Origin of the sequence: Staphylococcus croceilyticus, from assembly GCF_002902575.1 — a bacterium.
GTDB classification, from domain to species: Bacteria; Bacillota; Bacilli; order Staphylococcales; family Staphylococcaceae; genus Staphylococcus; species Staphylococcus croceilyticus.
This window is the reverse complement of sequence record NZ_PPRD01000010.1, coordinates 1-24,819: the sequence shown is the minus strand read 5'-3', so window position 1 is coordinate 24,819 and position 24,819 is coordinate 1. Positions and strand designations below refer to the sequence as shown.

Sequence of the window (24,819 nt, the reverse complement as noted above, 5' to 3'; positions counted from 1 at the left end):
TAAGTAAATCATGAAAAAAGCAATTTTAAGTGTTTCAAATAAAAGTGGAATTGTAGAATTTGCTAAAGCATTAAACGACTTAGATTATGAATTATATTCAACTGGTGGTACGAAACGTGCGCTTGAAGAAGCTTCCGTTCCAGTAAAATCTGTGTCTGATTTAACTCAATTTCCTGAAATTATGGATGGTCGTGTTAAAACGTTACATCCAGCGGTACATGGGGGCATTTTAGCGGACCGCGACAAACCTGAACATCTTGAGCAATTATCAGAACAACATATTGATTTAATCGATATGGTTGTCGTGAACTTATATCCTTTTCAAAAAACAGTGTCAAATCCAGATGTAACAGAAGCTGATGCCATTGAAAATATAGATATTGGTGGGCCAACAATGTTACGTGCAGCAGCTAAAAACTTTAAACATGTTACTACAATTGTTCACCCTGCAGATTATAATGAAGTGATTGAACGAATTAAGTCTGACCGTTTAGATGAAGCGTTCCGTAAAGAATTAATGATTAAAGTATTTGCGCATACAAACGAGTATGATCATGCAATTGTAAGTTTCTTCAAGGGAGATAGCGAACAATTACGTTATGGTGAGAACCCGCAACAATCAGCACGCTTTGTACGCACCTCTTCAAGTAAACATACAATTGCAGGTGCTAAGCAATTACACGGAAAAGCATTAAGCTACAACAATATTAAAGATGCCGATTCAGCGTTATCTTTAGTGAAGAAATTCAATGAACCAGCAGCTGTAGCAGTGAAACATATGAATCCATGTGGTGTAGGTATCGGAAATACAATTGAAGATGCTTTCAAGAATGCATATGATGCGGATAATCAATCTATCTTTGGCGGTATTATTGCTTTAAATAGAACGGTAACGGCTGAACTTGCTGAAACGTTGCATACTATCTTTTTAGAAGTAGTGATCGCACCAAGATTTACTGATGAAGCATTAGACATTTTAACTAAAAAGAAAAATATTCGTTTATTAGAAATTGATATGACAATTGATAATCGAGAAGAGGAATTTGTTTCAGTATCTGGCGGTTACTTAGTTCAAGATAAAGATAACTATGAAGTTTCTAAAGAAGATATGAAAGTAGTAACTGAAATGAAACCAACAGATGCTCAATGGGAAGCAATGTTACTTGGTTGGAAAGTGATTCCATCTGTAAAAAGTAATGCGGTTATCTTAAGTAATGCGAAACAAACAGTAGGTATCGGCGCCGGTCAAATGAATCGTGTAGGTTCTGCGAAGATAGCATTAGAACGCGCAATTGAAATCAATGATAATGTTGCTTTAATTTCAGACGGTTTCTTCCCAATGGATGATACTGTGGAGCTCGCTGCTAAACACGGTATAAAAGCGATTATTCAACCTGGTGGTTCAATTAAAGACCAAGATTCAATCGATATGGCTAATAAATATGGCATTACTATGGTAATGACAGGTATGCGTCACTTTAAACACTAATATAATATTGAAGAGAATGGAGGGACTTGTGAGATGAATGTTTTAGTTATAGGTGCAGGTGGACGTGAACACGCTTTAGTTTCTAAATTACATCAATCGTCATTGATTCAACAGTTATTTGCTATTCCAGGCAATGATGCTATGGAGAATATGGCAGAAACACATACTGAAATTGCTGAAGATGATCACGAAGCTATTTTAAAGTTTGTAAAAGAAAATAATGTTGAATGGGTAGTTATTGGCCCTGAACAACCTCTTATTGATGGCTTGTCTAATCGCTTGCGTCAAGCGAATATTAAAGTGTTTGGTCCTAATAAAGAAGCAGCACAAATAGAAGGTTCTAAGTTATTCGCTAAACAATTAATGGAGAAATACGATATTCCAACTGCGGATTATAAAGAAGTGAATTCTAAAACAGAAGCTCTTGACTACGTAAATCAATGTGAGTTGCCAATTGTAGCTAAAAAAGATGGATTGGCAGCTGGTAAGGGCGTAATTATTGCCGAAACGCGCGAAGATGCGATTGAAGCGGTTGAAACCCTATATCCAGAAGAACAAGGTAAAGTAGTATTTGAGCAATTTTTAGAAGGTGAAGAATTCTCATTAATGACCTTTATTAACGGTGACTATGCAGTGCCATTTGACTGTATCGCTCAAGACCATAAACGCGCGTATGATAACGATGAAGGTCCTAACACTGGCGGTATGGGTGCATATTGTCCAGTCCCTCATATTTCTGAAGATGTTCTAAAACGTACGGATAAAGAAATTGCTCAACCTATTGCGAAAGCGATGAAAGCGGAAGGGTATGATTACTTTGGATTGCTTTATATTGGAGCAATTTTAACTTCAGAAGGCCCTAAAGTCATAGAATTTAATGCGCGTTTTGGAGATCCAGAAGCACAAGTATTATTAAGTCGTTTAGAAAGTGACTTAATGGCGCAAATCGTCGCTTTAGACCGTAAAGATCCTATCCGCTTCCAATGGCAAGATGACTATGTTGTAGGCGTCATGTTAGCATCTAAAGGCTATCCAGGCAGTTATGAGAAAGGTGCCAAAGTAACAGGCTTCGAATTAAATGATAATTATTTCGTTAGTGGTTTACGTAAAGAAGATGATGCTTTCGTTACTTCAGGAGGAAGAGTTTTATTAGCTGTTGGAAAAGGGGCAACGATTGAAGAAGCGCAAAAAGCAGCTTATAGCAATGTGGAAAAAGTAGAAAGCGATAACCTATTCTATCGTCACGATATTGGAAATAAAGCATTGAAATAAAAGTATTAATAAAAGTATTAATAAAAGGGCGTATCACTTTGTGAGTGATACGCCCTAAATGTTTGCTTTAAGCTGTATATCCTGATACACGCGCATCAGTAATACCAGTGATAGGTAAGTATTGTGAAAGGTAAAATGCAATGATTAAAATGGCTACAACGCAAATCACAAATAAAATATCTTTATAAGAAAAAGGTGCTTTGTAATAATACGTTCTTGGACCATCTTTAAAGCCTTTAGATTCCATCGCCACAGATAATTGATGTGCACGACGGATATTTTGACTTAAGATGGGAATCAATAAGTGTTTTAGACGTTTAAGACCTCTATAATTTGAAGCATCGATCATTTGATAACGCATTTTTAACGAACGTCTCAATTGAATAAATGATGTAAAAATGAGAGGAACCATTCTAATCGCAGCCATAAATGCATAAGCAATTTTAGGTTTAACTTTTAAATGTTGCATTAAACTATAAAAAATCATAACAATTTGTGAAGTTAAAGCGATTAAAATTCCCAACATAGAAACGGTTATTGTACGTAAAGATAAATGAAGTCCTCTGACGATACTTTCAACACTAATTTGAATAATACCCCATTTAAAAATCATATGGGTGCCGTCACCATATAAAATCATAAATAAAGAAGATAATAATGCAAATAATGAAGATACTAATATAAATGAGCCAGTAATTTTAAAGGCAGTACCATTAAATGCAAGTAAGAAAATGAACATTAATAATGTTATATAAATCATATAATCAAAATTATGTACAAAGATAACAAAGAAGAATAAAGCGACTCCAAGTAATAATTTAGTGATAATATTGACATCATCAACGAACGTATAATGCTTTTTCCATCGTTCAAACATGAAGGTCACCTGCCATCTCTTTAAGTTGTCCATTTTCAACATTTAGTCGACGAGTTGGATAACGACGAATGATTTCAGGGTCATGGGTTACCATGATAATCGTTTGTCCATTAGACACGCGTTCTTGGAATAACTCAATCAATTGGAATGTATTATGGCTATCCAAACCAAACGTAGGTTCATCAAGTAAAATGATGTCAGCTTTTGAACTTAAAGCAGTTGCCACACTTAAACGACGTTTTTGACCCATTGATAATTCAAAAGGGTGTTGATCTTTTACGTTTTCTAAATGTAAAAGTTTTAATAACTCTTGTGTTTCTTTCTCTGCAGCTTTACGGTCTAGATGATTATAATGAATATTAATTTCGTCATAGACTGAATTGGTAATAAATTGAAGTTCTGGATTTTGATAAACTAGATACATGTGTTTAGCAGCATCCTTGATTTTTTTCAATTGTTTATCTTGGTAGAACATTTGCCCTTTATATTTAATTAATTGCAGAATTGATTCCAATAAAGAAGTCTTTCCAGCTCCGTTTTTACCAGTAATGGTAATCCATTCTCCCGGATGTACATTTAAATCCTCCACAGTAAACAATTCATTCTTTCCACGAATGATTTCACCATTTTTAAAATCAAGGAATACTTCATTTTTATTAGGCGATAGTGGTTTTGCCTCTGGGGCATGGTCCCATGCATGAGGGTGCCATACACCGTATTCTGAAAGTAATGCTTCACAATTTTGAAGGATATAATCAGGTGTATTATCAGCGATGATTTCACCTTCGTAATTCATTAAAATTACACGGTCAACAAATTCCCAAATATGTTCCACCTTGTGTTCTACAATAAGGACTGTTTGATCTGTCCATAAATGGATTAATTTTTTCCATAAATCTGCTGTAGCATCTACATCTAACATAGCAGTAGGCTCATCTAAGAAAAGCGTATTAGCTTCTTGTAAAATGGTTTCTACAATAGCTAATTTCTGTTTCATACCGCCACTCAAGTTATTAACGAAAGTATCTTCAGTGACATTTAAATCTACAGAAGCAAGGGCTTCTTCGATTTGGTGATCCATTTCGTTACGAGGCACTTGTTTATTTTCAAGCACAAATGCTAATTCTTCATATACTTTAGGCATACAAAATTGTGTATCTGGATCTTGAAAGATAACACCAGAATGCGAATCAATTTCTAACTCATCATACTTCATAGGAAGTTCGATAAGGTTCGGAACGATACCACTTAAAACATTAAGCAATGTGCTTTTACCAGATCCTGATGGACCTAGTAAAAGCACTTTTTGTTTGTCTTTAATTTCAATACTTAAGTTATCGAAAATTTTTCGATTACCATTTGGGTATTTTAGGCGTAAATTTTTAACTCTTAACACATCAATTTCCCCTTATAGGTTGTCGTAATCTTTTTGAGAAGCAGGGCGGAATAATTTAGTTACGCCAGTTTGATCAAGCGCTTTAACAATTAACCATGATAATATTCCTGCAAGTACGATTCCGCTAATTGCACGAAAAACAATAAATAATATTAAGTTCCATGCAGCTACATCTTTTAAGTAACCATAATAATAATCAATAGGGAATGAGATTAAAGCAGTGGCTAAACCAGCTAATGCAGCTACCATTAACGAACGTGATTTATATTTAAAAATAGCAAAAACAATTTCACATGCTAAACCTTGTAAAACTGCGTAAATAATAGTAGGGATATCAAATTTACCCATTACAATCGTTTCACCAGCGCCTGCAGCAAACTCAGCAATTAAGGCAATACCTGGTTTAGGAATGATTAAATATGCTACTACAGCAGCCATGAACCATACCCCATAAGTTAATTGTTCTAGATGAATACCTGCTACTTGAGCAAAATTGTATGGTAACCACCATAAGTTATAAATAATTGCAAATACAACAGCAATCAGTACTGTTACTAAGATTTCTGATAGCTTTAAACCTTTTGACATAACTATTTCCTCCTAAAAAAACGCACAACCCTCCGTAGAAAGTTGTGCGTGAATTTAAATAACATGCTTTATGTATATATTACAATTATTTATATTAGCGACACTTTCCTACGCTAGCTTTTAACTAGATCAGGTTCAAAGGGTTCGAGGATACTCCTCATCTCAGTATACACACCCCTAGTGCGTTGAATATTTAATTTAATTTAAATGTATGACTTTTGAGAAATAATGTCAAGATGCTTTTAAATATTATAGGTTCAATAAAATTATTCAAAATTAAAAATGTTAAATAAAAAAACTACCAACCAATTAAAATTGGCTGGTAGCAAAAAAATGAAAATTTAAATTAATCTAATGTATCTTGAACATCTTGTTTAGTTTGTTCAAGATCATCTGTTTTTTCTTCTTTTTGGTCTTTTAATTTTTCTTCAGTTTCTTTTGCTTTTTCAGCTGCTGATTTTTTAGCATCTTCGTTTGTCATCATACAACACTCCTTGTTGAATAATTGTTACATCTATAGTTTACCCATTCAAAAAGTAGGATAAACTTATATAGGTCCAGAGAAGTATTTTATTTTTTTATTAAAGACAAGATGAAAATCTTCATATATAATAAATTTTGAGGTGAACAGTATGTCTTTTCTTAAGAAACACACCGAGATTATTTACAGTTATTTAATCGGTATCGTTTCACTCTTCACGGGTCTCATTATCCTAATCAATTTACCTTTAATTAAACAACTCAAAGATAAAAATAAGGCTGAATTAAGGATACATAATTTATGGGATTTTCTTAATGCATTCTTTAGTGAAATAATTAGAGTGATGAGTAGATTCATAGGCAACTTTCCTATTATTAGTGCAGTCATTATTATTTTGTTTGGTATTCTTTTAATGTTGATTGGTTATACATTATATAGAACTACAAAATATGATTACGACATCTCAATTTTCTTTTTAGTTATTGGAATTCTATATTTCCTTATTACGATTACACTAATGACACAAGTATATGGTATTTGGGCAATAATTTTCGTTATTCCATTTATTATTCATACAGGTTATATCGTCTATAAAGATGAACTTTATAGTGAGAACAGAAAAAGCCATTATCTATGGACTATTGTTGCATATGGAATTGCTTATTTAATTACTCAAATTTCTTTATACGGAAAAATTGATGCAAATGAAATTGCACCAATTGATATTTTAAGTGTAGATACTTTCTTCTTAGTGATGTGGCTATTAGCTCAAGCATCTATTTGGAACTTCTTATTCTTAAGAAGATCACTTCCGTTAACTAAAGAAGAACTAGGGGAAGAAGAACCAGAATTATCTAGAACTACTAAAGGAAATGTATCGACTCAATCTAAAGTTCATTTTAAACAACTTCAAGATAAAACATCAGAATATGCACGTAAGACGAGAAGAAGTGTAGACTTAGAAAAAATTAGAGCTAAACGCGATAAATTTAAAAGTAAATTCAAAAATGTTTTTGATATTCAAGAAGACGATATTCCTAACTGGATGCGTCGACCAAAATGGATTAAACCCGAGTATGTAGAAATCTTCTGTGGTTTTGTTTTATTCTTATTTACGTTTATAGAATTTAACAATCGAAATTCATTATTTGTATCTGGTGAATGGCAATTATCTCAAACGCAATATGTGGTTGAATGGGTAACATTATTATTATTAATGTTTATTATCATTATATATATTGCTACTACATTCACACATTTTTTAAGAGGTAAATTCTATTATTTACAACTCTTTATGATAAGTATTCTATTCTTCAAATTATTGACAGAATTTATTAACATTATGCTTCATGGTTTGCTTTTATCAATTTTTATTACGCCAACCTTAATCATTATGTTAATAGCAGTAATAATTGCATTCACACTACAGTTGAGAGATCGTCCTTAATATTATGAACATAACTAACTCCCTTCAAAGTTCCAATGAAGAACTTTGAGGGGAGTTATTTTATTTCGTTTAGTATAAAGTGAAAATTAATTTTGTTAAAATAAACAAGAACGTATAATGTAAAGATTTTCTAATATAAAAAATATGATTTAAATAGGAGCGTTAGAGATGAAAATAGCAACTTTAAATAAAGGAAAAGAAACAAAATATTTAAATCAATATCCGTTAGTCGATGAAGAAGATATCTATCAACACGACCATCTAAAGGAAGGCGACTTATTTTATTTAATGACAGAACATGATCAATACATTGCAACTGCATATGTTGGACGTCAACATAAAGGTTTAGGATGGGTCTTGAGTTACGACCAAAATGAAGTTATTAATACACAGTTTTTCGAAAGTTTGTTTAAACAAGCGCTAGAAGAAAGAGAGTATTATTATCATATTGAAGGCACAAATGCATTTAGACTATTTAATGCTGAGGGTGATGGCGTAGGTGGACTTACGATTGATAATTATAATGGACATTTACTTATTCAATGGTATTCAAGAGGAATTTACAAGTTCCGTTATAACGTCGTAGAAGCCATTCAAAACGTATTTGAGTTTAAGTCAATTTATGAAAAAATGCGTTTTAAAGATACAGAGTATACTGGAGGCCATGTGTTAGGGGAAACACCAGAATTTCCAATTGTAATAGAAGAGAACTTTACATTTTATAATGTAGATTTAAATGATGGCTTAATGACAGGCATTTTCTTAGACCAAAAAGAAGTGCGTAAAAAATTACGTGATCACTTTTCAGAAGGAAGATCAATACTTAACCTATTTAGTTATACAGGGGCTTTCTCGGTTATAGCGGCTCAGAATGCGGAAATGACGACAAGTGTCGATTTAGCAAATCGTTCTCGTACTCTTACTGAAGAGAACTTCGGACTAAATAGTATTGACCCTAAAAGTCAGTATATCTATGTAATGGATACATTCGATTTTTATAATTATGCTGCTCGTCATGGCAAACAATACGACACAATCGTTATTGATCCACCAAGTTTTGCGCGTAATAAGAAAAAAACTTTTTCAGTTCAAAAAAATTACGATGACTTGATTAATGGAGCATTAAATATTTTAGCGCCAAATGGCTCAATGTTATTATGTACAAATTCAAGCGTCTTTCCATTAAAATCATTTAAAAATGTGATTAAAAAGACATTAGAAGCAGCTGGCGTAGAATATGAAATAGAAGAAGTCATGGGATTACCAAAAGATTTCAAAACACATCCACATTACAAACCATCTAAATACTTGAAAGCAGTATTCTTAAATATTAAGCATTAACATAAATAAAAGTGGGTATAATGGTTTAATGAATGAAAAGAATTAATACGAAAGGGTGTCGAAGTATGGGTATTATGGATAGATTTACTAATAATATGACAAATAAAGTAGGTAACAAAGTATTAAATATGGAAGAAATTAAAGAAAAAAGTGTTTTACCTACTACTAAAGAAGAAATTGAAGAGCGCAGAGTAAGAGCCGAAGCGCTTGTCAAAAAGAAATCTCTTTTATCTTCTGGAATGAGCGTTGTTCCTATTCCTGGATTAGACTTTGGTGTAGATATTAAATTAATGAGAGACATCATTGAAGATGTTAATAAAATTTACGGTCTTGATCATAAACAAGTGAATACTTTAGGTGATGATGTTAGAGAACGTGTGCTAGCAGCAGCGGCTATTCAAGGTAGTTCATTTGTAGGTAAAAAAGTATCAAGTGCTGTATTAAAAGTAGTAATCAGAGATATGGCGAAACGTGCTGCTGCCAAACAAACGAAATGGTTCCCAGTGGTTGGACAAGCAGTTTCAGCATCTATAAGTTACTACTTTATGAACAAATTAGGACGCGACCACATAGAAAAATGTGAAAAAGTACTATATGATATTATTTAAAATGGAAATGTTGTAGTATAATTAATATAAAGTGTTAATAAGATAACAATTACAATATTGATTAAATTTATTAACTAAATGAGAGTAAGCAACAGATTGTTGATACTTAAGTAGACACATCAATTTTAAACAAGGAAAGTATAAATATTGATATAGAAGTGTTTATTGATAATCTGAATTGCTTGTCTAGTCATATCATTTACCAGTATAATAGTAGTTCAATCGTATAAGAATTGAATTTGCTATTATATTTTGGTAGTGTTATGTTATAAAACTATGTTAGATTATGATAAATTAGAATATTCTAACTTTGCGAAGGAGAAATAGATTATGGAACAAAAATCTTATGTAATTATCGATGAAACTGGTATTCATGCACGTCCTGCAACTATGTTAGTTCAAACTGCATCAAAATTTGATTCAGATATTCAATTAGAATACAACGGTAAAAAAGTTAACTTAAAATCTATCATGGGTGTTATGAGTTTAGGTGTAGGTAAAGATGCTGAAATCACTATCTATGCTGACGGAAGCGATGAACAAGACGCAATTCAAGCTATCAGTGATGTCTTATCTAAAGAAGGTTTAACTGAGTAATTATGTCAAACTTAATTAAAGGTATTGCTGCGTCTGATGGCGTAGCAATTGCTAAAGCATATTTATTAGTAGAACCAGATTTATCATTTACTAATGAAAAAGTCACTGATACTGATGCTGAAATTAAAAAGTTTAGAAATGCGTTAGAAGCTTCTAAAATCGAGTTAACTAAAATCAGAAATAACGCTGAGAAACAATTAGGTCCTGATAAAGCTGCTATCTTTGATGCACATTTATTAGTACTTGATGATCCTGAGTTAATTCAACCAATCGAAGATAAAATTGCGAATGAAAAAGTAAGTGCTCCTGAAGCATTACATGAAGTCACTACGCAATTTATTACAATCTTTGAATCAATGGATAATGAATACATGAGAGAGCGTGCTGCAGATATTAGAGACGTTTCTAAACGTGTGTTAGCACATCTTTTAGGTGTTGATTTACCTAACCCAAGTATGATTGATGAAAGTGTAGTTATCGTCGGAAATGATTTAACACCTTCTGACACTGCACAATTAAATAAAGAATTTGTTCAAGGCTTCGTTACTAATATTGGTGGTCGTACTAGTCACTCAGCAATTATGAGTCGTTCATTAGAAATTGCTGCAGTAGTTGGTACTAAAACAATTACGAAAGAAGTTAAACAAGGCGATATGATTATCGTTGATGGTACAACTGGTGACGTAATCATTGATCCTACTGAAGATGAATTAATCGCTTATCAAAATAAACGTGAACGTTTCTTTGAAGATAAGAAAGAATTACAAAAATTACGTGACGCAGAAACTGTCACTATTGATGGTGAACATGCTGAATTAGCTGCAAATATCGGTACGCCTGATGATTTATATGGCGTAATGGAAAATGGTGCTGAAGGTATTGGTTTATACAGAACTGAATTCCTTTATATGGGTAGAGATCAAATGCCAACTGAAGATGAGCAATTTGAAGCCTATAAAAAAGTACTTGAAACGATGAAAGATAAACGCGTAGTTGTGCGTACTTTAGATATCGGTGGGGACAAAGAATTACCTTACCTAAATTTACCTAAAGAAATGAATCCATTCTTAGGATATCGTGCAATTCGTTTATGCTTAGATCAACAAGATATTTTCAGAACACAGTTACGTGCATTATTACGTGCTTCTGCATACGGTAAATTAAATATTATGTTCCCAATGGTAGCAACTATTAATGAATTCCGTGATGCAAAAGCGATTCTTTTAGAAGAAAAAGATAAACTTAAAAACGATGGTCACGAAGTGTCAGATGAAATTGAATTAGGTATCATGGTTGAAATCCCATCAACTGCTGCTTTAGCAGATGTATTTGCTAAAGAAGTTGATTTCTTCAGCATTGGTACGAATGATTTAATTCAATATACAATGGCAGCTGACCGTATGTCAGAACGTGTTTCTTACTTATACCAACCATACAATCCAGCGATTTTACGCTTGGTTAAACAAGTTATTGAAGCTTCTCATAAAGAAGGTAAATGGACTGGTATGTGTGGTGAAATGGCTGGAGACGAAACAGCTATTCCATTACTATTAGGTTTAGGATTAGATGAATTCTCTATGAGTGCAACATCTATCTTAAAAGCTAGAAGACAAATTAATGGTTTAAGTAAAAATGAAATGGCAGAATTAGCACAACGTGCAATTAATTGTGCTACTCAAGATGAAGTTAAAGAGTTAGTAAATAATATTTCTAAATAATTATAAAAAGCATCTTTGTTTAATTTGACATTAGACAAAGGTGCTTTTCTTGTTTTAAATGTCTCACATCAAGACTTAACTTTGTAAACTAGATGTGAGACGTTTTTTAGTGGGAAATATTTAATTTTGAAAAAATTTATTTATTAAAGCGATTAATTCTCAATATTAAAGACTTTGTTAATCTTCTCTATATCAACGTTGTACATAGGTTCATCATTTAAAAGTATAAATGGTGTCGCAAATGCATCGTAATTCATCATTTCTTGTCGATATTCATCTTTAGCAATATTTTTTTCTTCATAATTCACATGATGTTCGCTTAAATAATTCTTAACAAATGTACAAGGCGGACAATCATTTTGTGTATATATTGTAATTGAAGACATTAATAAACACTCCTTTTTGTCAATTATTTTTAACTGAAATTACTATATAAAATATATCTTAGAAATGCAAACTGTGAAAATTTTGTGAAACACATTGTTAAAAATTTATGAAGATTAAGCAAAACAATTTAGATAGGAAAATGAAAGTAATATAATTTATATCAATTGTTTCTAAAAATATAAATCTTAAATATAAAGAAAAGGTGATTAATATATGGATTCTGTTGAAATTAGCCGATTTCTAACCGGAATGACATTAGCGGTACATATCATCTTTGCTACCATTGGTGTAGGTATGCCGTTAATGTTTGCCATCGCAGAATTTTTAGGAATTAAAAATAAAGATCCTAAATATATAGCATTAGCACAACGTTGGTCGAAAGGTTATACGATTACAGTAGCAGTAGGGGTGGTTACTGGTACAATTATTGGCTTACAACTCTCATTGATTTGGCCAACCTTCATGAAAATGGGCGGACATGTTATAGCTTTACCTCTTTTCATGGAAACATTTGCTTTCTTCTTTGAAGCGATTTTCTTAAGTATTTATCTATACACATGGAATCGTTTCAAAAATCAATGGATACATTTTCTTATAAGTATTCCAGTTATAATAGGTGGATCGTTCTCAGCTTTCTTCATCACGTCAGTCAACTCATTTATGAATACTCCAGCTGGTTTCGAAATGAAACATGGCAAAATGGTCAATGTACAACCATTTGAAGCAATGTTTAATGCTTCATTTTTAGTTAGAGCATTTCATGTAGTAGCTACAGCTGGTATGACAATGGCATTTCTACTAGCCGCTATTGCAGCTTTCAAACTATTGAAAAACAAGTTCAATAAAGATGCAGACTATCATAAAAAAGCATTAAAAATGACGATGGTCGTTGGTTTTATAAATACTTTACTTGCCATGCTTGCTGGTGATATGTCAGCGAAATTTCTTCATAAAGTACAACCTGAGAAATTAGCAGCTTATGAATGGCATTTTGATACACAATCCAAAGCTGACTTAGTATTTTTCGGCGTATTAAACGATAAAACACAAGAAGTTCATGGCGCAATTAAAATTCCTGGCATGTTAAGCTTCTTAGCTGATAACAATATTAATACTAAAGTAAAAGGGTTAAATGATTTTCCTAAAAATGATTTACCTCCATTAATAGTGCATTACTTCTTTGATTTAATGGTTTCGATGGGTATATTCTGCTTTATTGTTTCAGGATTATTTATACTTACATTAATCTTTAAAAAATTACGCAAATTTACATTGAACAAAGGTTTATTATATGCAGTATTACTGACAGGACCTGCTTCATTATTAGCTATTGAATTTGGGTGGTTTTTAACTGAAATGGGTAGACAGCCATGGATCGTTAGAGGCTATATGCGCGTAAGCCAAGCAGCTACACAAGCTGGTGGGATTACATTAGTAACCATTATGTTTGGTTTATTATATTTAGTTCTGTTAGTTACTTCAGCCTATGTATTATTGCGTATGTTTAAAAATAAACCAGCCCAAGATGATGTAGACAAAGTAATTGAAAGAGGAGGTCAAGCATAATGGATTATACTAGTATTGGTATTGTTGTATTATGGACATTCTTATTTTTCTATATTATTGTAGCTTCAATTGACTTTGGCGCAGGGTTTTTCACATTGCATACGAAATTAACTGGAGAAGAAAAAAAGATTAATCATCTTGTTGAACGCTATCTTAATCCAGTTTGGGAAGTTACAAATGTGTTCTTTGTCTTCTTCTTTGTAGGTTTTGTAGGATTCTTTCCTGATTCTGCCTTATATCTGGGTACAGTGCTATTAGTACCTGGTTCAATTGCATTAGTACTTATTTCAATTAGAAGTAGTTTTTATGCTTTTGAACATTATGGACAAGATACAAAATTACCGTGGATCTTTTTATACGGACTTACTGGACTATTAATTCCAGCTTCATTAGCAACCGTATTAACTATTTCTGAAGGCGGTTATATTAACCAAAAAGGTTCACACCTTGATTTAGATTGGATTCAATTATTATTAAGTCCATTCGCATGGTCAGTAGTATTTTTAGCAATTATTAGTGTATTGTACATTTCATCTGGTTTCTTAACGTATTATGCAGCTAAAGCTAGAGATGAAGTAGCATACTCATTTATGCGTCAATGGTTTATGTTTTGGGGACCACCAATGATTATTATTTCATTATTTGTATTCCTATCATTAAGAATTCAAAATTCAAATCATTTTTATAACGCAGTGACGAATTATTGGTGGATGTTTGCGATAAGCTTGATCTTTTTCTTGATTGCTGGCGTATTAAATCTAATGAAAAAATATCATGGTTTAGCGTTTATTATGGTTATTTTACAAATGGCTTTTGCCTTTTATGGCTACGGTATGAGTAAGTTACCTTATATTTTGTATCCATATATTAAAATTACGGATTCAGGTGTTAATCCATCAATGGGCTTAGCGCTTGTAATCGTATTTATTTTAGGTTTACTTTTATTAGTTCCATCGTTAATATTATTATTGAGATTATTTGTATTCGATAAATCATATGTCGAAGGCAAGAAATAATTACGATATAGAAGGGGCTGAGATAAGTTTAATTTATGTTTTGAAGTGAGTATGTTTACTTTTCAAGACATGGAGCAAGCTTACTTAGCTCCTATTTTTTATAGAAGATAGGGGTATCTACGGTATGGAGAAGGAATATGTTGTTATAGGTCTAGGGCGTTTCGGTGGTAGTATCGTAAGAGAACTTAATGCGCTTGATATGGATGTTATGGCAATTGATAGAGATGAAGCAAGGGTTAATGAGTACAGTGATATCGCTACACATGCAGTAGTAGCGGATACTACTGATGAAGCGGTAATGAAAAGTTTGGGTATACGTAACTTTGATCACGTAATTGTAGCGATAGGAGAAAATATTCAATCGAGTACGTTGACGACCTTAATTTTAAAAGAGCTAGGGGTAAAAAAAGTTACGGCTAAAGCTCAAAATGATTATCATGCTAAAATATTAAATAAAATTGGGGCAGATACAGTAGTGCATCCAGAAAGAGATATGGGCCGACGTATTGCGCATAATGTGGCGAGTGCAAGTGTGTTAGATTATCTTGAATTAGCTGATGAGCACTCATTAGTTGAATTGAAAGCGAGCGAGAAGATGACGGGCCAATCTATTATTGATTTAGATATTCGTCGTCAGTTTGGTATTAATATTATCGCGATTAAACGAGGCAAAGACATTATCGTATCACCGGATCCTAGTATGAATATTGAATTTGGAGATATACTCATTATGATTGGTCACGACAATGATTTAAATCGTTTTGAAAAGAAAATCGTACGTTAACGTTGAGAATAAAAATCGGCAATAGTATACACATAAAAAAGCACGGTATAGTTCATGTTTATATAACATGTCTATATCGTGCTTATTGTTTTATTTATAATGATTAATCTTCATTAACTTTCATAATGACTGGTAAAATCATTGGTCGACGAGCTGTTTTCTCATAAAGATATGGTTGCAATGTTTCAATAATTGAAGATTTAATTTGATGCCATTGAATATCTTTATTTGAATTCAACTTAGAAATGACATCTGTTTTAATCTTACGTTGTGCATCGTAAATGAGTTGACCTGATTCACGCATGTAAACAAAACCACGTGAAATAATATCAGGACCAGAAAGTAATTTATTAGTCTTGAAGTCGATACTTACTACCACAATGACTAAACCTTCTTCAGAAAGTAACTTACGATCACGAATAACCACATTACCAATGTCACCGATGCCACTTCCATCTACAAGTACATTACCTGAAGGAATACGGCCAGCTTTACGTGCAGAATCATGCGTAAGCGCTAAAACATCTCCGATATCAAAGATAAAGACATTCTCTTCTTTAACACCACAATCAACACCGGTTTGACCATGTGCTTTTAACATACGATATTCACCATGAATTGGTAAGAAGTATTTAGGTTGAATTAATCGTAACATCAATTGTTGGTCGCCTTGAGAACCATGGCCAGATGTATGAATGTTAGAAATTTTACTATGAATAACATCTGCGCCTGCTTTATATAAAGCATTGATTGTACGATTGATACTTTTAGTATTACCTGGAATAGGTGATGAACTAAATACTACTGTATCATCAGGGATAATCTTAATTTGTTTATGTGTACCATTAGCAATACGTGATAATGCTGCCATTGGTTCACCTTGAGAACCGGTACATAAGATTAATAACTCATGTTTAGGAATATTATTAATTTTATTTGGTTCAACAAATGTTTCTGGTGGTGCTTTGATATAGCCTAATTCCATACCAATTTTGATATTGTTTTCCATTGAACGACCGAAAGTTACAATTTTACGATTGTACTTAATTGCCGCTTCAACTGCTTGTTGCACACGATAAATATTAGATGCAAATGTCGCGAAAATAATACGACCTTTACAGTTTCGGAAAATTTTATCAACGTTTTGACCCACTTCTCTTTCACTTAAAGTGAAATCAGGTACTAAGGCATTTGTTGAGTCGGAAAGTAAGCATAATACGCCTTCTTTACCTAACTCAGCCATTTTAGCGATATTAGCTGGTTCACCAACAGGAGTGAAGTCAAATTTAAAGTCACCAGTGTGCACAATTTTACCTTCCGGTGTATCAACAATGACACCATATGCTTCTGGAATACTATGTGTAGTTAAGTAGAATGAAATTTCAAAGTGTTTAGATTTAATAACGCTGTCTTCATTGATTTCATGTAGTGTAGCATTACGTAATAAATTATGTTCTTCTAATTTGTTACGAATTAAACCTAAAGCTAATGGACCACCATAAATAGGTACATTAATTTGCTTTAATAGGTAGGGCACACCACCTATATGGTCTTCGTGTCCATGAGTGATAAACAGACCGACAATTTTATCTTGGTTCTGTTCAAGGTAAGTGTAATCTGGAATCACATAGTCGATACCTAATAAATTATCATCCGGGAATTTAATACCAGCATCGATAATTACGATTTCATTTTTATACTCTACGGCATAAGTATTTTTACCAACTTCGCCTAAACCACCTAGAGCATATACACCTACTTCATTAGAATGTAGTTGTTTCATTATTGAGCGCTCTCCACATTAAAGTGATCAGAGTGTTCTTTTTCATATTCTAAATGTGCGCCCTCTAATTTAGTTATAAACTCAATGTTATAATTGCGATCTTTTAAATAACGTCTAACTTGTTCTTCAGTTTCACCTTCAACGTAAATTGTGTTTGTATTTTCACGAACGATTACTTCGTCTTTGTTATGTTGAAAAAATACTTTAAATACTGCCATTATGGTAATTCCTCCTAAAATATATTAATATGCGACTCTAGTTAAACAATTTAGTATAGCAAAGTATATCGATTATTTTCATTTTCAAATTAACGCATAGATTGAAAGTTGAGTCAGTAAAAATATAATTTTAATAATATATATTCGATAAGTTTAAGTAATTAATGACCATTTAACTTTGTCACTAATATTGTTCACAGAGTAGTGATTAATTTCGTTCATTATTTGAAAAATAGTATTAAACTATCTTGTCAGTTAATACTCATTTTACATTATGTATCTAAATAAATAAAGCAGTTTATATTTAGGTTGACATTATAAATAACTACATATTTTACCTAAGCTTGCATAAAAAATGCTTAATATATTTTCAAAGAAAGAAGCATCTTTAAAAATATATTAAGCATATAAATGTATTACTTATACTTCAACTGAATCTGGTAATGGTGTTAATGGGTGATCTTTATCGATGTAATCATAGAACATAATACCATTTAAATGGTCAATTTCATGTTGAAATATAATAGCTGGATAGCCTTTGAGTCTTAATTTAACTTCTTTACCGTCAATATCGTAGGCTTTAACGGTAACTCTAAAATGACGGTGAACTAGTCCAGGAATATTTTCGTCAACACTTAAACAACCTTCCCCAGTTGGTAAATAAGCGTGTTGAACGCTATGACTCATCACTTTAGGATTTACTAACATATAATCATATGATTTACCTTCGCCATCATCTGGTAAATAAACTGCAATCATACGTTTAGAAACATTGATTTGAGGCGCAGCTAGGCCTACACCAGAACGTAATCCATATTTTTTTGCAATGTCATCATCTTGACTATTAATTAAAAATTCACGCATAGCACGTAAAGTATTTTTATCTTCATCAGAGAGTGGCAGTTTTACTTCTTCAGCTTTTTCGCGTAATGTAGGGTGACCATCTCTTATAATATCTTTCATAGTTAACATGTCATACACCTTCCTTATACTAAAATATAACAGATTAGGGGTTGTTTAGTACATTATCTGATTTCATTTGATTTATAATCCATCTTTCTATAATATTACAATCGAATCACTACGAGGAGGATAACAATTAATGAAATTACGTAAAACACTTGCTGTAGCAGTTGCTTCAAGCATCTTATTAGCTGGTTGTACTACTGATAAAAAAGAAGTACGCGCTTATGATGACAACATTCAAAAAGCTTTTGAAAAAGAGCAAGGCATTACAAGCACAAGCAAAAAGCTAAATGATCTTGAAGTGAAAAAACAAGACTTATACAAAAAAGCAAACAGCAATAATGATGACACACGTAAAAAAGCAGCTGATGACATTCTCGATAATATCAAGCAACGAGAGAACACATTTAATGATGAGATTTCTGCAATTGAAGATTCTGAGAAACAATTTAAAAAAGGTGAATCTCATATTAAAGAAATAAAAAGTGATGATAAACGAAAAGAAGTTAAACAATTAGATGATGCCGTTAAAGATAAATATAAAACGCATGATGCTTATGCTAAAGCATATAAAAATGTATTAAATAAAGAAAAAGATTTATTTGATTTAATAAAACAAGATGGTATCACTCAATCTCAAGTAGATGAAAAAAATGACGCATTAAATAAAGCGCAAGATAATTTCAAAAAGAAATTCCAAGACTATTCTAAAGCGATGAATACAGTAAATAAAGAAAAGCAAGATATCGATAAACTCACATAATATATAAATTAATACAGTTGTGTAATTGCCACTAATACAGTTTAGAAATCTGTATCTTTTTTAGTAATACAGAACTTTATTAAAATGTTTAACAGTACAAAAAAATTGTGGTACACTATGAGAGGATAAAATGAATTTCTATTATATGGGAAAGGTATGGTGAATTGAATGGCTCCTAAGTTACAAGCCCAATTCGATGCAGTAAAAGTATTAAATGATACTCAGTCGAAATTTGAAATGGTTCAAATTTTGGACGAAGATGGTAATGTCGTAAATGAAGACTTAGTACCTGATTTAACAGATGAACAACTAGTAGAATTAATGGAAAGAATGGTTTGGACACGTATCCTTGACCAACGTTCTATTTCATTAAATAGACAAGGTCGTCTAGGTTTCTACGCTCCAACAGCAGGACAAGAAGCTTCACAATTAGCTTCTCAATACGCTTTAGAAAAAGAAGACTTCATCTTACCTGGTTACCGTGATGTGCCACAAATCATTTGGCATGGTTTACCTTTAACTGATGCTTTCTTATTCTCAAGAGGTCACTTCAAAGGTAACCAATTCCCTGAAGGCGTTAATGCATTCAGTCCACAAATCATTATCGGTGCACAATACATCCAAACTGCTGGTGTAGCATTCGGTCTTAAAAAACGTGGTAAAAAAGCTGTAGCTATCACTTACACTGGTGACGGTGGTTCTTCACAAGGTGACTTCTATGAAGGTATTAACTTTGCTTCAGCTTATAAAGCTCCAGCAATCTTTGTAATTCAAAACAATAACTACGCTATCTCAACTCCACGTAGTAAACAAACTGCTGCTACAACATTAGCTCAAAAAGCTATCGCAGTAGGTATCCCTGGTATCCAAGTTGATGGTATGGATGCATTAGCTGTATACCAAGCTACTAAAGAAGCTCGTGATCGCGCAGTAAATGGCGAAGGCCCAACATTAATTGAAACTATGACTTATCGTTATGGTCCACATACAATGGCTGGGGACGACCCAACTCGTTACAGAACTTCAGATGAAGATGCTGATTGGGAGAAAAAAGATCCATTAGTACGCTTCAGAAAATTCCTTGAAAACAAAGGATTATGGAACGAAGATAAAGAAAACGAAGTTATCGAACGTGCTAAAGACGAAATCAAGAAAGCTATTAAAGAGGCTGACAACACTCCAAAACAAACAGTTACTGATTTAATGGACATCATGTATGAAGAAATGCCTCAAAACTTAGCTGAACAATATGAAATTTACAAAGAGAAGGAGTCGAAATAAGCCATGGCACAAATGACAATGGTTCAAGCGATTAACAATGCGCTTAAAACTGAATTGCAAAATGACGAAAACGTATTAGTTTTCGGTGAAGACGTTGGTGTTAACGGCGGTGTATTCCGTGTAACTGAAGGTTTACAAAAAGAATTCGGTGAAGACCGTGTATTCGATACACCATTAGCTGAATCAGGTATCGGTGGTTTAGCACTTGGTTTAACAGTTGAAGGTTTCCGTCCAGTTATGGAAATCCAATTCCTTGGTTTCGTATTCGAAGTATTTGACTCAGTGGCTGGTCAAATCGCTCGTACACGTTTCCGTTCAGGTGGTTCTAAAGTAGCTCCTGTAACTATCCGTGCACCATTTGGTGGTGGGGTACACACTCCAGAATTACACGCGGATAACTTAGAAGGTATCTTAGCTCAATCACCTGGTATTAAAGTAGTAATTCCTTCTGGCCCATATGATGCTAAAGGTTTATTACTTTCAGCTATCAGATCAAATGATCCAGTTGTATATTTAGAACACATGAAATTATACCGTTCATTCCGTGAAGAAGTTCCAGAAGAAGAGTATACAATTGACTTAGGTAAAGCGAATGTGAAAAAAGAAGGTAATGACATCACATTAATCGCTTACGGTGCAATGGTTCAAGAATCTGAAAAAGCTGCTGAAGAATTAGAAAAAGAAGGTTATTCAGTAGAAGTTATCGACTTACGTACTGTACAACCAATCGATATCGATACTTTAGTTGCTTCAGTTGAAAAAACTGGTCGCGCTGTAGTAGTTCAAGAAGCTCAACGTCAAGCTGGTGTTGGTGCTACTGTAGCTGCTGAATTAGCTGAACGTGCTATTCTTTCATTAGAAGCACCAATCGCACGTGTAGCGGCTGCTGACACAGTTTATCCATTCACTCAAGCTGAAAATGTTTGGTTACCAAACAAAAATGATATTATTGAACAAGCTAAAGCTACTTTAGAATTCTAATAATATCAGTAAGCTTCAATTTTAAAAATTGTAGTTAGCATATAGAAGGTTAGTAAGTAAAATGTTTACTTTTTACTCTGTATGTCAATAGTTAAGTGTACATTAGAGATATAGGACATAATAATTGAATGATGTTTAACATTATTGATTATTCTGTCCTTACTCTATGTTATAAATTTAATTAAATGAATGAATATGAAAATCTTAGGAGGACAAGAACGTGGCATTTGAATTTAGATTACCCGACATTGGTGAAGGTATCCACGAAGGTGAAATTGTAAAATGGTTTGTTAAAGCCGGAGATACAATTGAAGAAGATGATGTATTAGCAGAGGTTCAAAACGATAAATCTGTAGTTGAAATTCCATCTCCTGTTAGCGGTACAGTAGAAGAAGTTTTAGTTGACGAAGGTACTGTAGCAGTAGTAGGTGACGTTATCGTTAAAATTGATGCACCTGATGCAGAAGAAATGCAATTTAAAGGTGGTCATGATGACGACGCTTCATCTAAAGAAGAAGCACCTGCTCAAGAAGAAGCTCAAGAAGAAGCTCCAGCAGCATCAGCATCACAAGATGAAGAAGTAGATGAAAATAGACAAATCAAAGCTATGCCATCTGTTCGTAAATACGCTCGTGAAAAAGGCGTTAACATCAAAGCTGTAGCTGGTTCAGGTAAAAATGGCCGAATCACTAAAGAAGACATTGATAATCATGTTAATGGTGGCGGTGCTCAAGCAGCTGCTTCAAACGAAAGCGCAGCAGCAACTTCAACTGAAGATGCTTCAGTAGCTCAAACTCAATCAGTTCCAGAAGGCGACTTCCCTGAAACTACTGAAAAAATCCCAGCTATGCGTAGAGCAATTGCTAAAGCAATGGTTAACTCTAAACACACTGCTCCACACGTAACATTAATGGATGAAATTGATGTTCAAGAATTATGGGATCACCGTAAAAAATTCAAAGAAGTTGCAGCTGAACAAGGTATTAAATTAACATTCTTACCATATGTTGTTAAAGCACTTGTTTCTGCACTTAAAAAATACCCAGCACTTAACACTTCATTCAATGAAGAAGCTGGCGAAATTGTACACAAACACTACTGGAACATCGGTATCGCAGCTGACACTGAAAGAGGTTTATTAGTACCTGTAGTTAAAAATGCAGATCGTAAATCTATCTTCCAAATTTCAGACGAAATTAACGAATTAGCTGTTAAAGCTCGTGACGGTAAATTAACATCTGAAGAAATGAAAGGTGCTACATGCACAATCAGTAATATCGGTTCAGCTGGTGGACAATGGTTCACTCCAGTTATCAACCACCCAGAAGTAGCTATCTTAGGTATTGGCCGTATTGCTCAAAAACCTATCGTTAAAGATGGTGAAATTGTAGCAGCTCCAGTATTAGCATTATCATTAAGCTTTGACCACAGACAAATCGACGGTGCTACTGGTCAAAACGCTATGAATCACATTAAACGCTTATTAAATAATCCAGAATTATTATTAATGGAGGGGTAAAACATGGTAGTTGGAGATTTCCCAATTGAAACAGATACTATTGTAATCGGAGCAGGTCCTGGTGGCTACGTTGCAGCAATTCGCGCAGCTCAATTAGGACAAAAAGTTACTATCGTTGAGAAAGGTAACTTAGGTGGTGTATGCTTAAACGTTGGTTGTATTCCTTCTAAAGCATTATTACACGCTTCACACCGCTTTGTAGAAGCTCAACACTCTGAAAACTTAGGTGTAATCGCTGAAAGCGTATCACTTAAATTTGACAAAGTTCAAGAATTCAAACAATCAGTTGTAAGTAAATTAACTGGTGGTGTTGAAGGCTTATTAAAAGGTAATAAAGTTGAAATCGTTAAAGGTGAAGCTTATTTCGTAGATAACAACAGCTTACGCGTTATGGACGAAAAAAGTGCTCAAACTTATAACTTCAAAAACGCTATTATCGCAACTGGTTCTAGACCAATTGAAATTCCTAACTTCGAATTTGGTAAACGTGTTATCGATTCAACTGGCGCGTTAAACTTACAAGAAGTTCCAGGCAAATTAGTCGTTGTAGGTGGCGGTTACATTGGTTCAGAACTTGGTACTGCATTTGCTAACTTTGGTTCAGACGTTACAATTTTAGAAGGCGCTAAAGAAATTCTTGGTGGATTCGAAAAACAAATGGTTCAACCAGTTAAAAAAGGTATGAAAGAAAAAGGCGTTGAAATCATTACTGAAGCAATGGCTAAAAATGCTGAAGAAACTGAAAATGGCGTTAAAGTTACTTACGAAGCTAAAGGTGAAGAAAAAACTATCGAAGCTGATTACGTATTAGTAACAGTTGGTCGTCGTCCAAACACTGACGAATTAGGTTTAGAAGAATTAGGTCTTAAATTCGCAGATCGTGGATTATTAGAAGTAGACAAACAAAGCCGTACTTCTATCGACAACATTTATGCAATTGGTGATATCGTTCCTGGTTTACCACTTGCTCACAAAGCAAGCTATGAAGCTAAAGTAGCTGCTGAAGCTATCGCAGGACAAGCTTCAGAAGTTGACTACATCGGTATGCCAGCTGTATGCTTCACTGAACCTGAATTAGCTCAAGTTGGTTACACTGAAGCTCAAGCTAAAGAAGAAGGTTTAGATTATAAAGCATCTAAATTCCCTTATGCTGGTAATGGCCGTGCATTATCATTAGACGATACTACTGGTTTCGTTAAACTTATCACATTAAAAGAAGATGGAACTGTTATCGGTGCACAAATTGCTGGTAATGGCGCTTCAGATATCATTTCTGAATTAGGCTTAGCTATTGAAGCTGGTATGAATGCAGAAGATATCGCATTAACTGTACATGCTCACCCAACTTTAGGTGAAATGTCTATGGAAGCTGCTGAAAAAGCAATCGGATTACCAATCCACACTATGTAATAATTAGTTAATTAGACTATTTATTCAATAACATCACATCTTTGAAGGGTGGGACTTTGAATTCACTTTAGAATTCATTGTTCCACCCTTTTTTGAATATATAAGGAATAAAAAGGGCATTAATGAAGTAGTGATAATTATTATTTTTAAATTTCTTTAAAAGGAGGAAAGTATATGGAATATCAATATCCGTTAGATTTAGATTGGACAAATGAAGAAATGGTGGATGTTATAGCATTTTTTAATGGTTCTACGCAAACATCGGTTGATAAATAAAAAAATTATTTAATTATAATTAGATTAAGCGACAAAGAGGAAATCAGACTTTTTT

At 33.3% G+C, this 24,819-nt stretch carries 23 protein-coding genes, 1 pseudogene and 1 riboswitch; of the genes and pseudogenes, 16 read left to right on the top strand and 8 right to left on the bottom strand.

The window, feature by feature from the left end; all coding sequences use genetic code 11:
* Nucleotides 1-10 precede the first annotated feature (10 nt).
* Together purH and purD are read left to right on the top strand one after the other, a co-directional pair.
* Nucleotides 11-1,489, top strand: a complete 1,479-nt coding sequence (gene purH, locus CD128_RS02415; protein WP_103328492.1) for a bifunctional phosphoribosylaminoimidazolecarboxamide formyltransferase/IMP cyclohydrolase — start codon at nt 11-13, stop codon at nt 1,487-1,489.
* Nucleotides 1,490-1,522: 33 nt separating this feature from the next.
* Nucleotides 1,523-2,761 carry a phosphoribosylamine--glycine ligase gene (gene purD, locus CD128_RS02410; protein ID WP_103328491.1) on the top strand — a complete coding sequence of 413 codons (1,239 nt, stop codon included), beginning with the start codon at nt 1,523-1,525 and terminating at the stop codon, nt 2,759-2,761.
* 67 nt (nt 2,762-2,828) lie between these two features.
* Here the strand turns inward: purD and CD128_RS02405 are convergent, their stop codons facing one another.
* The 4 genes from CD128_RS02405 to graF form a co-directional block, all read right to left on the bottom strand.
* Entirely contained in the window at nt 2,829-3,638 is an 810-nt protein-coding gene (locus CD128_RS02405) for an energy-coupling factor transporter transmembrane component T family protein (protein WP_103328490.1), read from the bottom strand.
* Complete coding sequence (locus CD128_RS02400) at nt 3,631-5,034, bottom strand: ABC transporter ATP-binding protein (RefSeq protein WP_103328489.1); 1,404 nt, start codon at nt 5,032-5,034, stop codon at nt 3,631-3,633. Before CD128_RS02400 ends, CD128_RS02405 begins: the two co-directional genes overlap by 8 nt.
* A gap of 12 nt (nt 5,035-5,046) precedes the next feature.
* Nucleotides 5,047-5,622: an ECF transporter S component gene (locus CD128_RS02395; protein ID WP_103328488.1), complete on the bottom strand. Its 576-nt coding sequence runs from the start codon at nt 5,620-5,622 to the stop codon at nt 5,047-5,049.
* An 88-nt stretch (nt 5,623-5,710) separates the two neighbouring features.
* Nucleotides 5,711-5,811: riboswitch (TPP riboswitch) on the bottom strand.
* A gap of 157 nt (nt 5,812-5,968) precedes the next feature.
* Nucleotides 5,969-6,103 carry a glycopeptide resistance-associated protein GraF gene (graF, locus tag CD128_RS11770; protein ID WP_197730772.1) on the bottom strand — a complete coding sequence of 45 codons (135 nt, stop codon included), beginning with the start codon at nt 6,101-6,103 and terminating at the stop codon, nt 5,969-5,971.
* A 151-nt stretch (nt 6,104-6,254) separates the two neighbouring features.
* On the opposite strand from graF, the gene auxA reads away from it, so the two are divergent.
* The 5 genes from auxA to ptsP all read left to right on the top strand — a co-directional run bounded on the left by auxA (nt 6,255) and on the right by ptsP (nt 11,814).
* Nucleotides 6,255-7,550 carry a lipoteichoic acid stability factor AuxA gene (gene auxA, locus CD128_RS02390; protein ID WP_103328487.1) on the top strand — a complete coding sequence of 432 codons (1,296 nt, stop codon included), beginning with the start codon at nt 6,255-6,257 and terminating at the stop codon, nt 7,548-7,550.
* Nucleotides 7,551-7,718: 168 nt separating this feature from the next.
* On the top strand, nt 7,719-8,891 hold the full coding sequence (locus tag CD128_RS02385) for a class I SAM-dependent rRNA methyltransferase (protein ID WP_103328486.1): 1,173 nt from the start codon (nt 7,719-7,721) through the stop codon (nt 8,889-8,891).
* A gap of 65 nt (nt 8,892-8,956) precedes the next feature.
* Complete coding sequence (locus tag CD128_RS02380) at nt 8,957-9,499, top strand: DUF697 domain-containing protein (RefSeq protein WP_103328485.1); 543 nt, start codon at nt 8,957-8,959, stop codon at nt 9,497-9,499.
* Nucleotides 9,500-9,829: 330 nt separating this feature from the next.
* Nucleotides 9,830-10,096, top strand: a complete 267-nt coding sequence (locus tag CD128_RS02375; protein WP_103297095.1) for a phosphocarrier protein HPr — start codon at nt 9,830-9,832, stop codon at nt 10,094-10,096.
* Nucleotides 10,097-10,098: 2 nt separating this feature from the next.
* On the top strand, nt 10,099-11,814 hold the full coding sequence (ptsP, locus tag CD128_RS02370) for a phosphoenolpyruvate--protein phosphotransferase (protein ID WP_103328484.1): 1,716 nt from the start codon (nt 10,099-10,101) through the stop codon (nt 11,812-11,814).
* 152 nt (nt 11,815-11,966) lie between these two features.
* Here ptsP and CD128_RS02365 read toward each other — a convergent pair whose 3' ends face one another.
* A complete protein-coding gene (locus CD128_RS02365) occupies nt 11,967-12,200 on the bottom strand; it encodes a glutaredoxin family protein (RefSeq protein WP_103328483.1) in 234 nt (77 codons plus the stop codon).
* Nucleotides 12,201-12,414: 214 nt separating this feature from the next.
* Here CD128_RS02365 and CD128_RS02360 point away from each other — a divergent pair, with 214 nt between their 5' ends.
* The 3 genes from CD128_RS02360 (at nt 12,415) to CD128_RS02350 (ending at nt 15,567) form a co-directional block, all read left to right on the top strand.
* On the top strand, nt 12,415-13,767 hold the full coding sequence (locus CD128_RS02360) for a cytochrome ubiquinol oxidase subunit I (RefSeq protein WP_103328482.1): 1,353 nt from the start codon (nt 12,415-12,417) through the stop codon (nt 13,765-13,767).
* The gene (locus CD128_RS02355; protein ID WP_103328481.1) at nt 13,767-14,783 is read left to right on the top strand and encodes a cytochrome d ubiquinol oxidase subunit II; all 1,017 of its coding nucleotides are present in this window, start codon (nt 13,767-13,769) and stop codon (nt 14,781-14,783) included. Before CD128_RS02360 ends, CD128_RS02355 begins: the two co-directional genes overlap by 1 nt.
* Nucleotides 14,784-14,907: 124 nt before the next feature.
* Nucleotides 14,908-15,567, top strand: coding sequence for a potassium channel family protein (locus tag CD128_RS02350; RefSeq protein WP_103297100.1), 660 nt, complete (start codon nt 14,908-14,910; stop codon nt 15,565-15,567).
* A 103-nt stretch (nt 15,568-15,670) separates the two neighbouring features.
* On the opposite strand, the gene rnjA is transcribed toward CD128_RS02350, so the two are convergent.
* From rnjA to def, 3 genes are all read right to left on the bottom strand, one after another.
* On the bottom strand, nt 15,671-17,350 hold the full coding sequence (rnjA, locus tag CD128_RS02345; protein WP_103297101.1) for a ribonuclease J1: 1,680 nt from the start codon (nt 17,348-17,350) through the stop codon (nt 15,671-15,673).
* Nucleotides 17,350-17,568 (bottom strand): DNA-dependent RNA polymerase subunit epsilon, encoded by a 219-nt coding sequence (locus tag CD128_RS02340; protein WP_103297102.1) that lies wholly within the window; start codon nt 17,566-17,568, stop codon nt 17,350-17,352. The genes rnjA and CD128_RS02340 overlap by 1 nt, the downstream gene beginning before the upstream one ends.
* Nucleotides 17,569-17,988: 420 nt before the next feature.
* Entirely contained in the window at nt 17,989-18,540 is a 552-nt protein-coding gene (gene def, locus CD128_RS02335) for a peptide deformylase (protein ID WP_103328480.1), read from the bottom strand.
* 130 nt (nt 18,541-18,670) lie between these two features.
* Between def and CD128_RS02330 the strand changes: the two genes are divergently transcribed.
* From CD128_RS02330 to CD128_RS11765, 6 genes and pseudogenes are all read left to right on the top strand, one after another.
* The gene (locus CD128_RS02330) at nt 18,671-19,297 is read left to right on the top strand and encodes a YkyA family protein (protein WP_103328479.1); all 627 of its coding nucleotides are present in this window, start codon (nt 18,671-18,673) and stop codon (nt 19,295-19,297) included.
* A gap of 168 nt (nt 19,298-19,465) precedes the next feature.
* Nucleotides 19,466-20,578 carry a pyruvate dehydrogenase (acetyl-transferring) E1 component subunit alpha gene (gene pdhA, locus CD128_RS02325; protein ID WP_103328478.1) on the top strand — a complete coding sequence of 371 codons (1,113 nt, stop codon included), beginning with the start codon at nt 19,466-19,468 and terminating at the stop codon, nt 20,576-20,578.
* A gap of 3 nt (nt 20,579-20,581) precedes the next feature.
* On the top strand, nt 20,582-21,559 hold the full coding sequence (locus CD128_RS02320; RefSeq protein ID WP_103297106.1) for an alpha-ketoacid dehydrogenase subunit beta: 978 nt from the start codon (nt 20,582-20,584) through the stop codon (nt 21,557-21,559).
* A gap of 220 nt (nt 21,560-21,779) precedes the next feature.
* Nucleotides 21,780-23,078: a dihydrolipoamide acetyltransferase family protein gene (locus CD128_RS02315; protein WP_103328477.1), complete on the top strand. Its 1,299-nt coding sequence runs from the start codon at nt 21,780-21,782 to the stop codon at nt 23,076-23,078.
* Between the two features lie 3 nt (nt 23,079-23,081).
* The gene (lpdA, locus tag CD128_RS02310) at nt 23,082-24,488 is read left to right on the top strand and encodes a dihydrolipoyl dehydrogenase (RefSeq protein WP_103297108.1); all 1,407 of its coding nucleotides are present in this window, start codon (nt 23,082-23,084) and stop codon (nt 24,486-24,488) included.
* Between the two features lie 174 nt (nt 24,489-24,662).
* Nucleotides 24,663-24,734: pseudogene (locus tag CD128_RS11765) on the top strand (UPF0223 family protein); the annotation flags it as partial.
* Nucleotides 24,735-24,819 lie beyond the last annotated feature (85 nt).

Coding starts and splice junctions, on each gene's coding strand:
- CD128_RS02340 (WP_103297102.1), bottom strand. CDS start 17,568: ATGGCAGTATTTAAAGTATTTTTTCAACATAACAAAGACGAAGTAATC.
- pdhA (WP_103328478.1), top strand. CDS start 19,466: ATGGCTCCTAAGTTACAAGCCCAATTCGATGCAGTAAAAGTATTAAAT.
- CD128_RS02350 (WP_103297100.1), top strand. CDS start 14,908: ATGGAGAAGGAATATGTTGTTATAGGTCTAGGGCGTTTCGGTGGTAGT.
- CD128_RS02320 (WP_103297106.1), top strand. CDS start 20,582: ATGGCACAAATGACAATGGTTCAAGCGATTAACAATGCGCTTAAAACT.
- def (WP_103328480.1), bottom strand. CDS start 18,540: ATGTTAACTATGAAAGATATTATAAGAGATGGTCACCCTACATTACGC.
- rnjA (WP_103297101.1), bottom strand. CDS start 17,350: ATGAAACAACTACATTCTAATGAAGTAGGTGTATATGCTCTAGGTGGT.
- auxA (WP_103328487.1), top strand. CDS start 6,255: ATGTCTTTTCTTAAGAAACACACCGAGATTATTTACAGTTATTTAATC.
- CD128_RS02385 (WP_103328486.1), top strand. CDS start 7,719: ATGAAAATAGCAACTTTAAATAAAGGAAAAGAAACAAAATATTTAAAT.
- CD128_RS02365 (WP_103328483.1), bottom strand. CDS start 12,200: ATGTCTTCAATTACAATATATACACAAAATGATTGTCCGCCTTGTACA.
- CD128_RS02355 (WP_103328481.1), top strand. CDS start 13,767: ATGGATTATACTAGTATTGGTATTGTTGTATTATGGACATTCTTATTT.
- purD (WP_103328491.1), top strand. CDS start 1,523: ATGAATGTTTTAGTTATAGGTGCAGGTGGACGTGAACACGCTTTAGTT.
- ptsP (WP_103328484.1), top strand. CDS start 10,099: ATGTCAAACTTAATTAAAGGTATTGCTGCGTCTGATGGCGTAGCAATT.
- purH (WP_103328492.1), top strand. CDS start 11: ATGAAAAAAGCAATTTTAAGTGTTTCAAATAAAAGTGGAATTGTAGAA.
- CD128_RS02395 (WP_103328488.1), bottom strand. CDS start 5,622: ATGTCAAAAGGTTTAAAGCTATCAGAAATCTTAGTAACAGTACTGATT.
- lpdA (WP_103297108.1), top strand. CDS start 23,082: ATGGTAGTTGGAGATTTCCCAATTGAAACAGATACTATTGTAATCGGA.
- CD128_RS02330 (WP_103328479.1), top strand. CDS start 18,671: ATGAAATTACGTAAAACACTTGCTGTAGCAGTTGCTTCAAGCATCTTA.
- CD128_RS02375 (WP_103297095.1), top strand. CDS start 9,830: ATGGAACAAAAATCTTATGTAATTATCGATGAAACTGGTATTCATGCA.
- CD128_RS02405 (WP_103328490.1), bottom strand. CDS start 3,638: ATGTTTGAACGATGGAAAAAGCATTATACGTTCGTTGATGATGTCAAT.
- CD128_RS02360 (WP_103328482.1), top strand. CDS start 12,415: ATGGATTCTGTTGAAATTAGCCGATTTCTAACCGGAATGACATTAGCG.
- CD128_RS02380 (WP_103328485.1), top strand. CDS start 8,957: ATGGGTATTATGGATAGATTTACTAATAATATGACAAATAAAGTAGGT.
- graF (WP_197730772.1), bottom strand. CDS start 6,103: ATGACAAACGAAGATGCTAAAAAATCAGCAGCTGAAAAAGCAAAAGAA.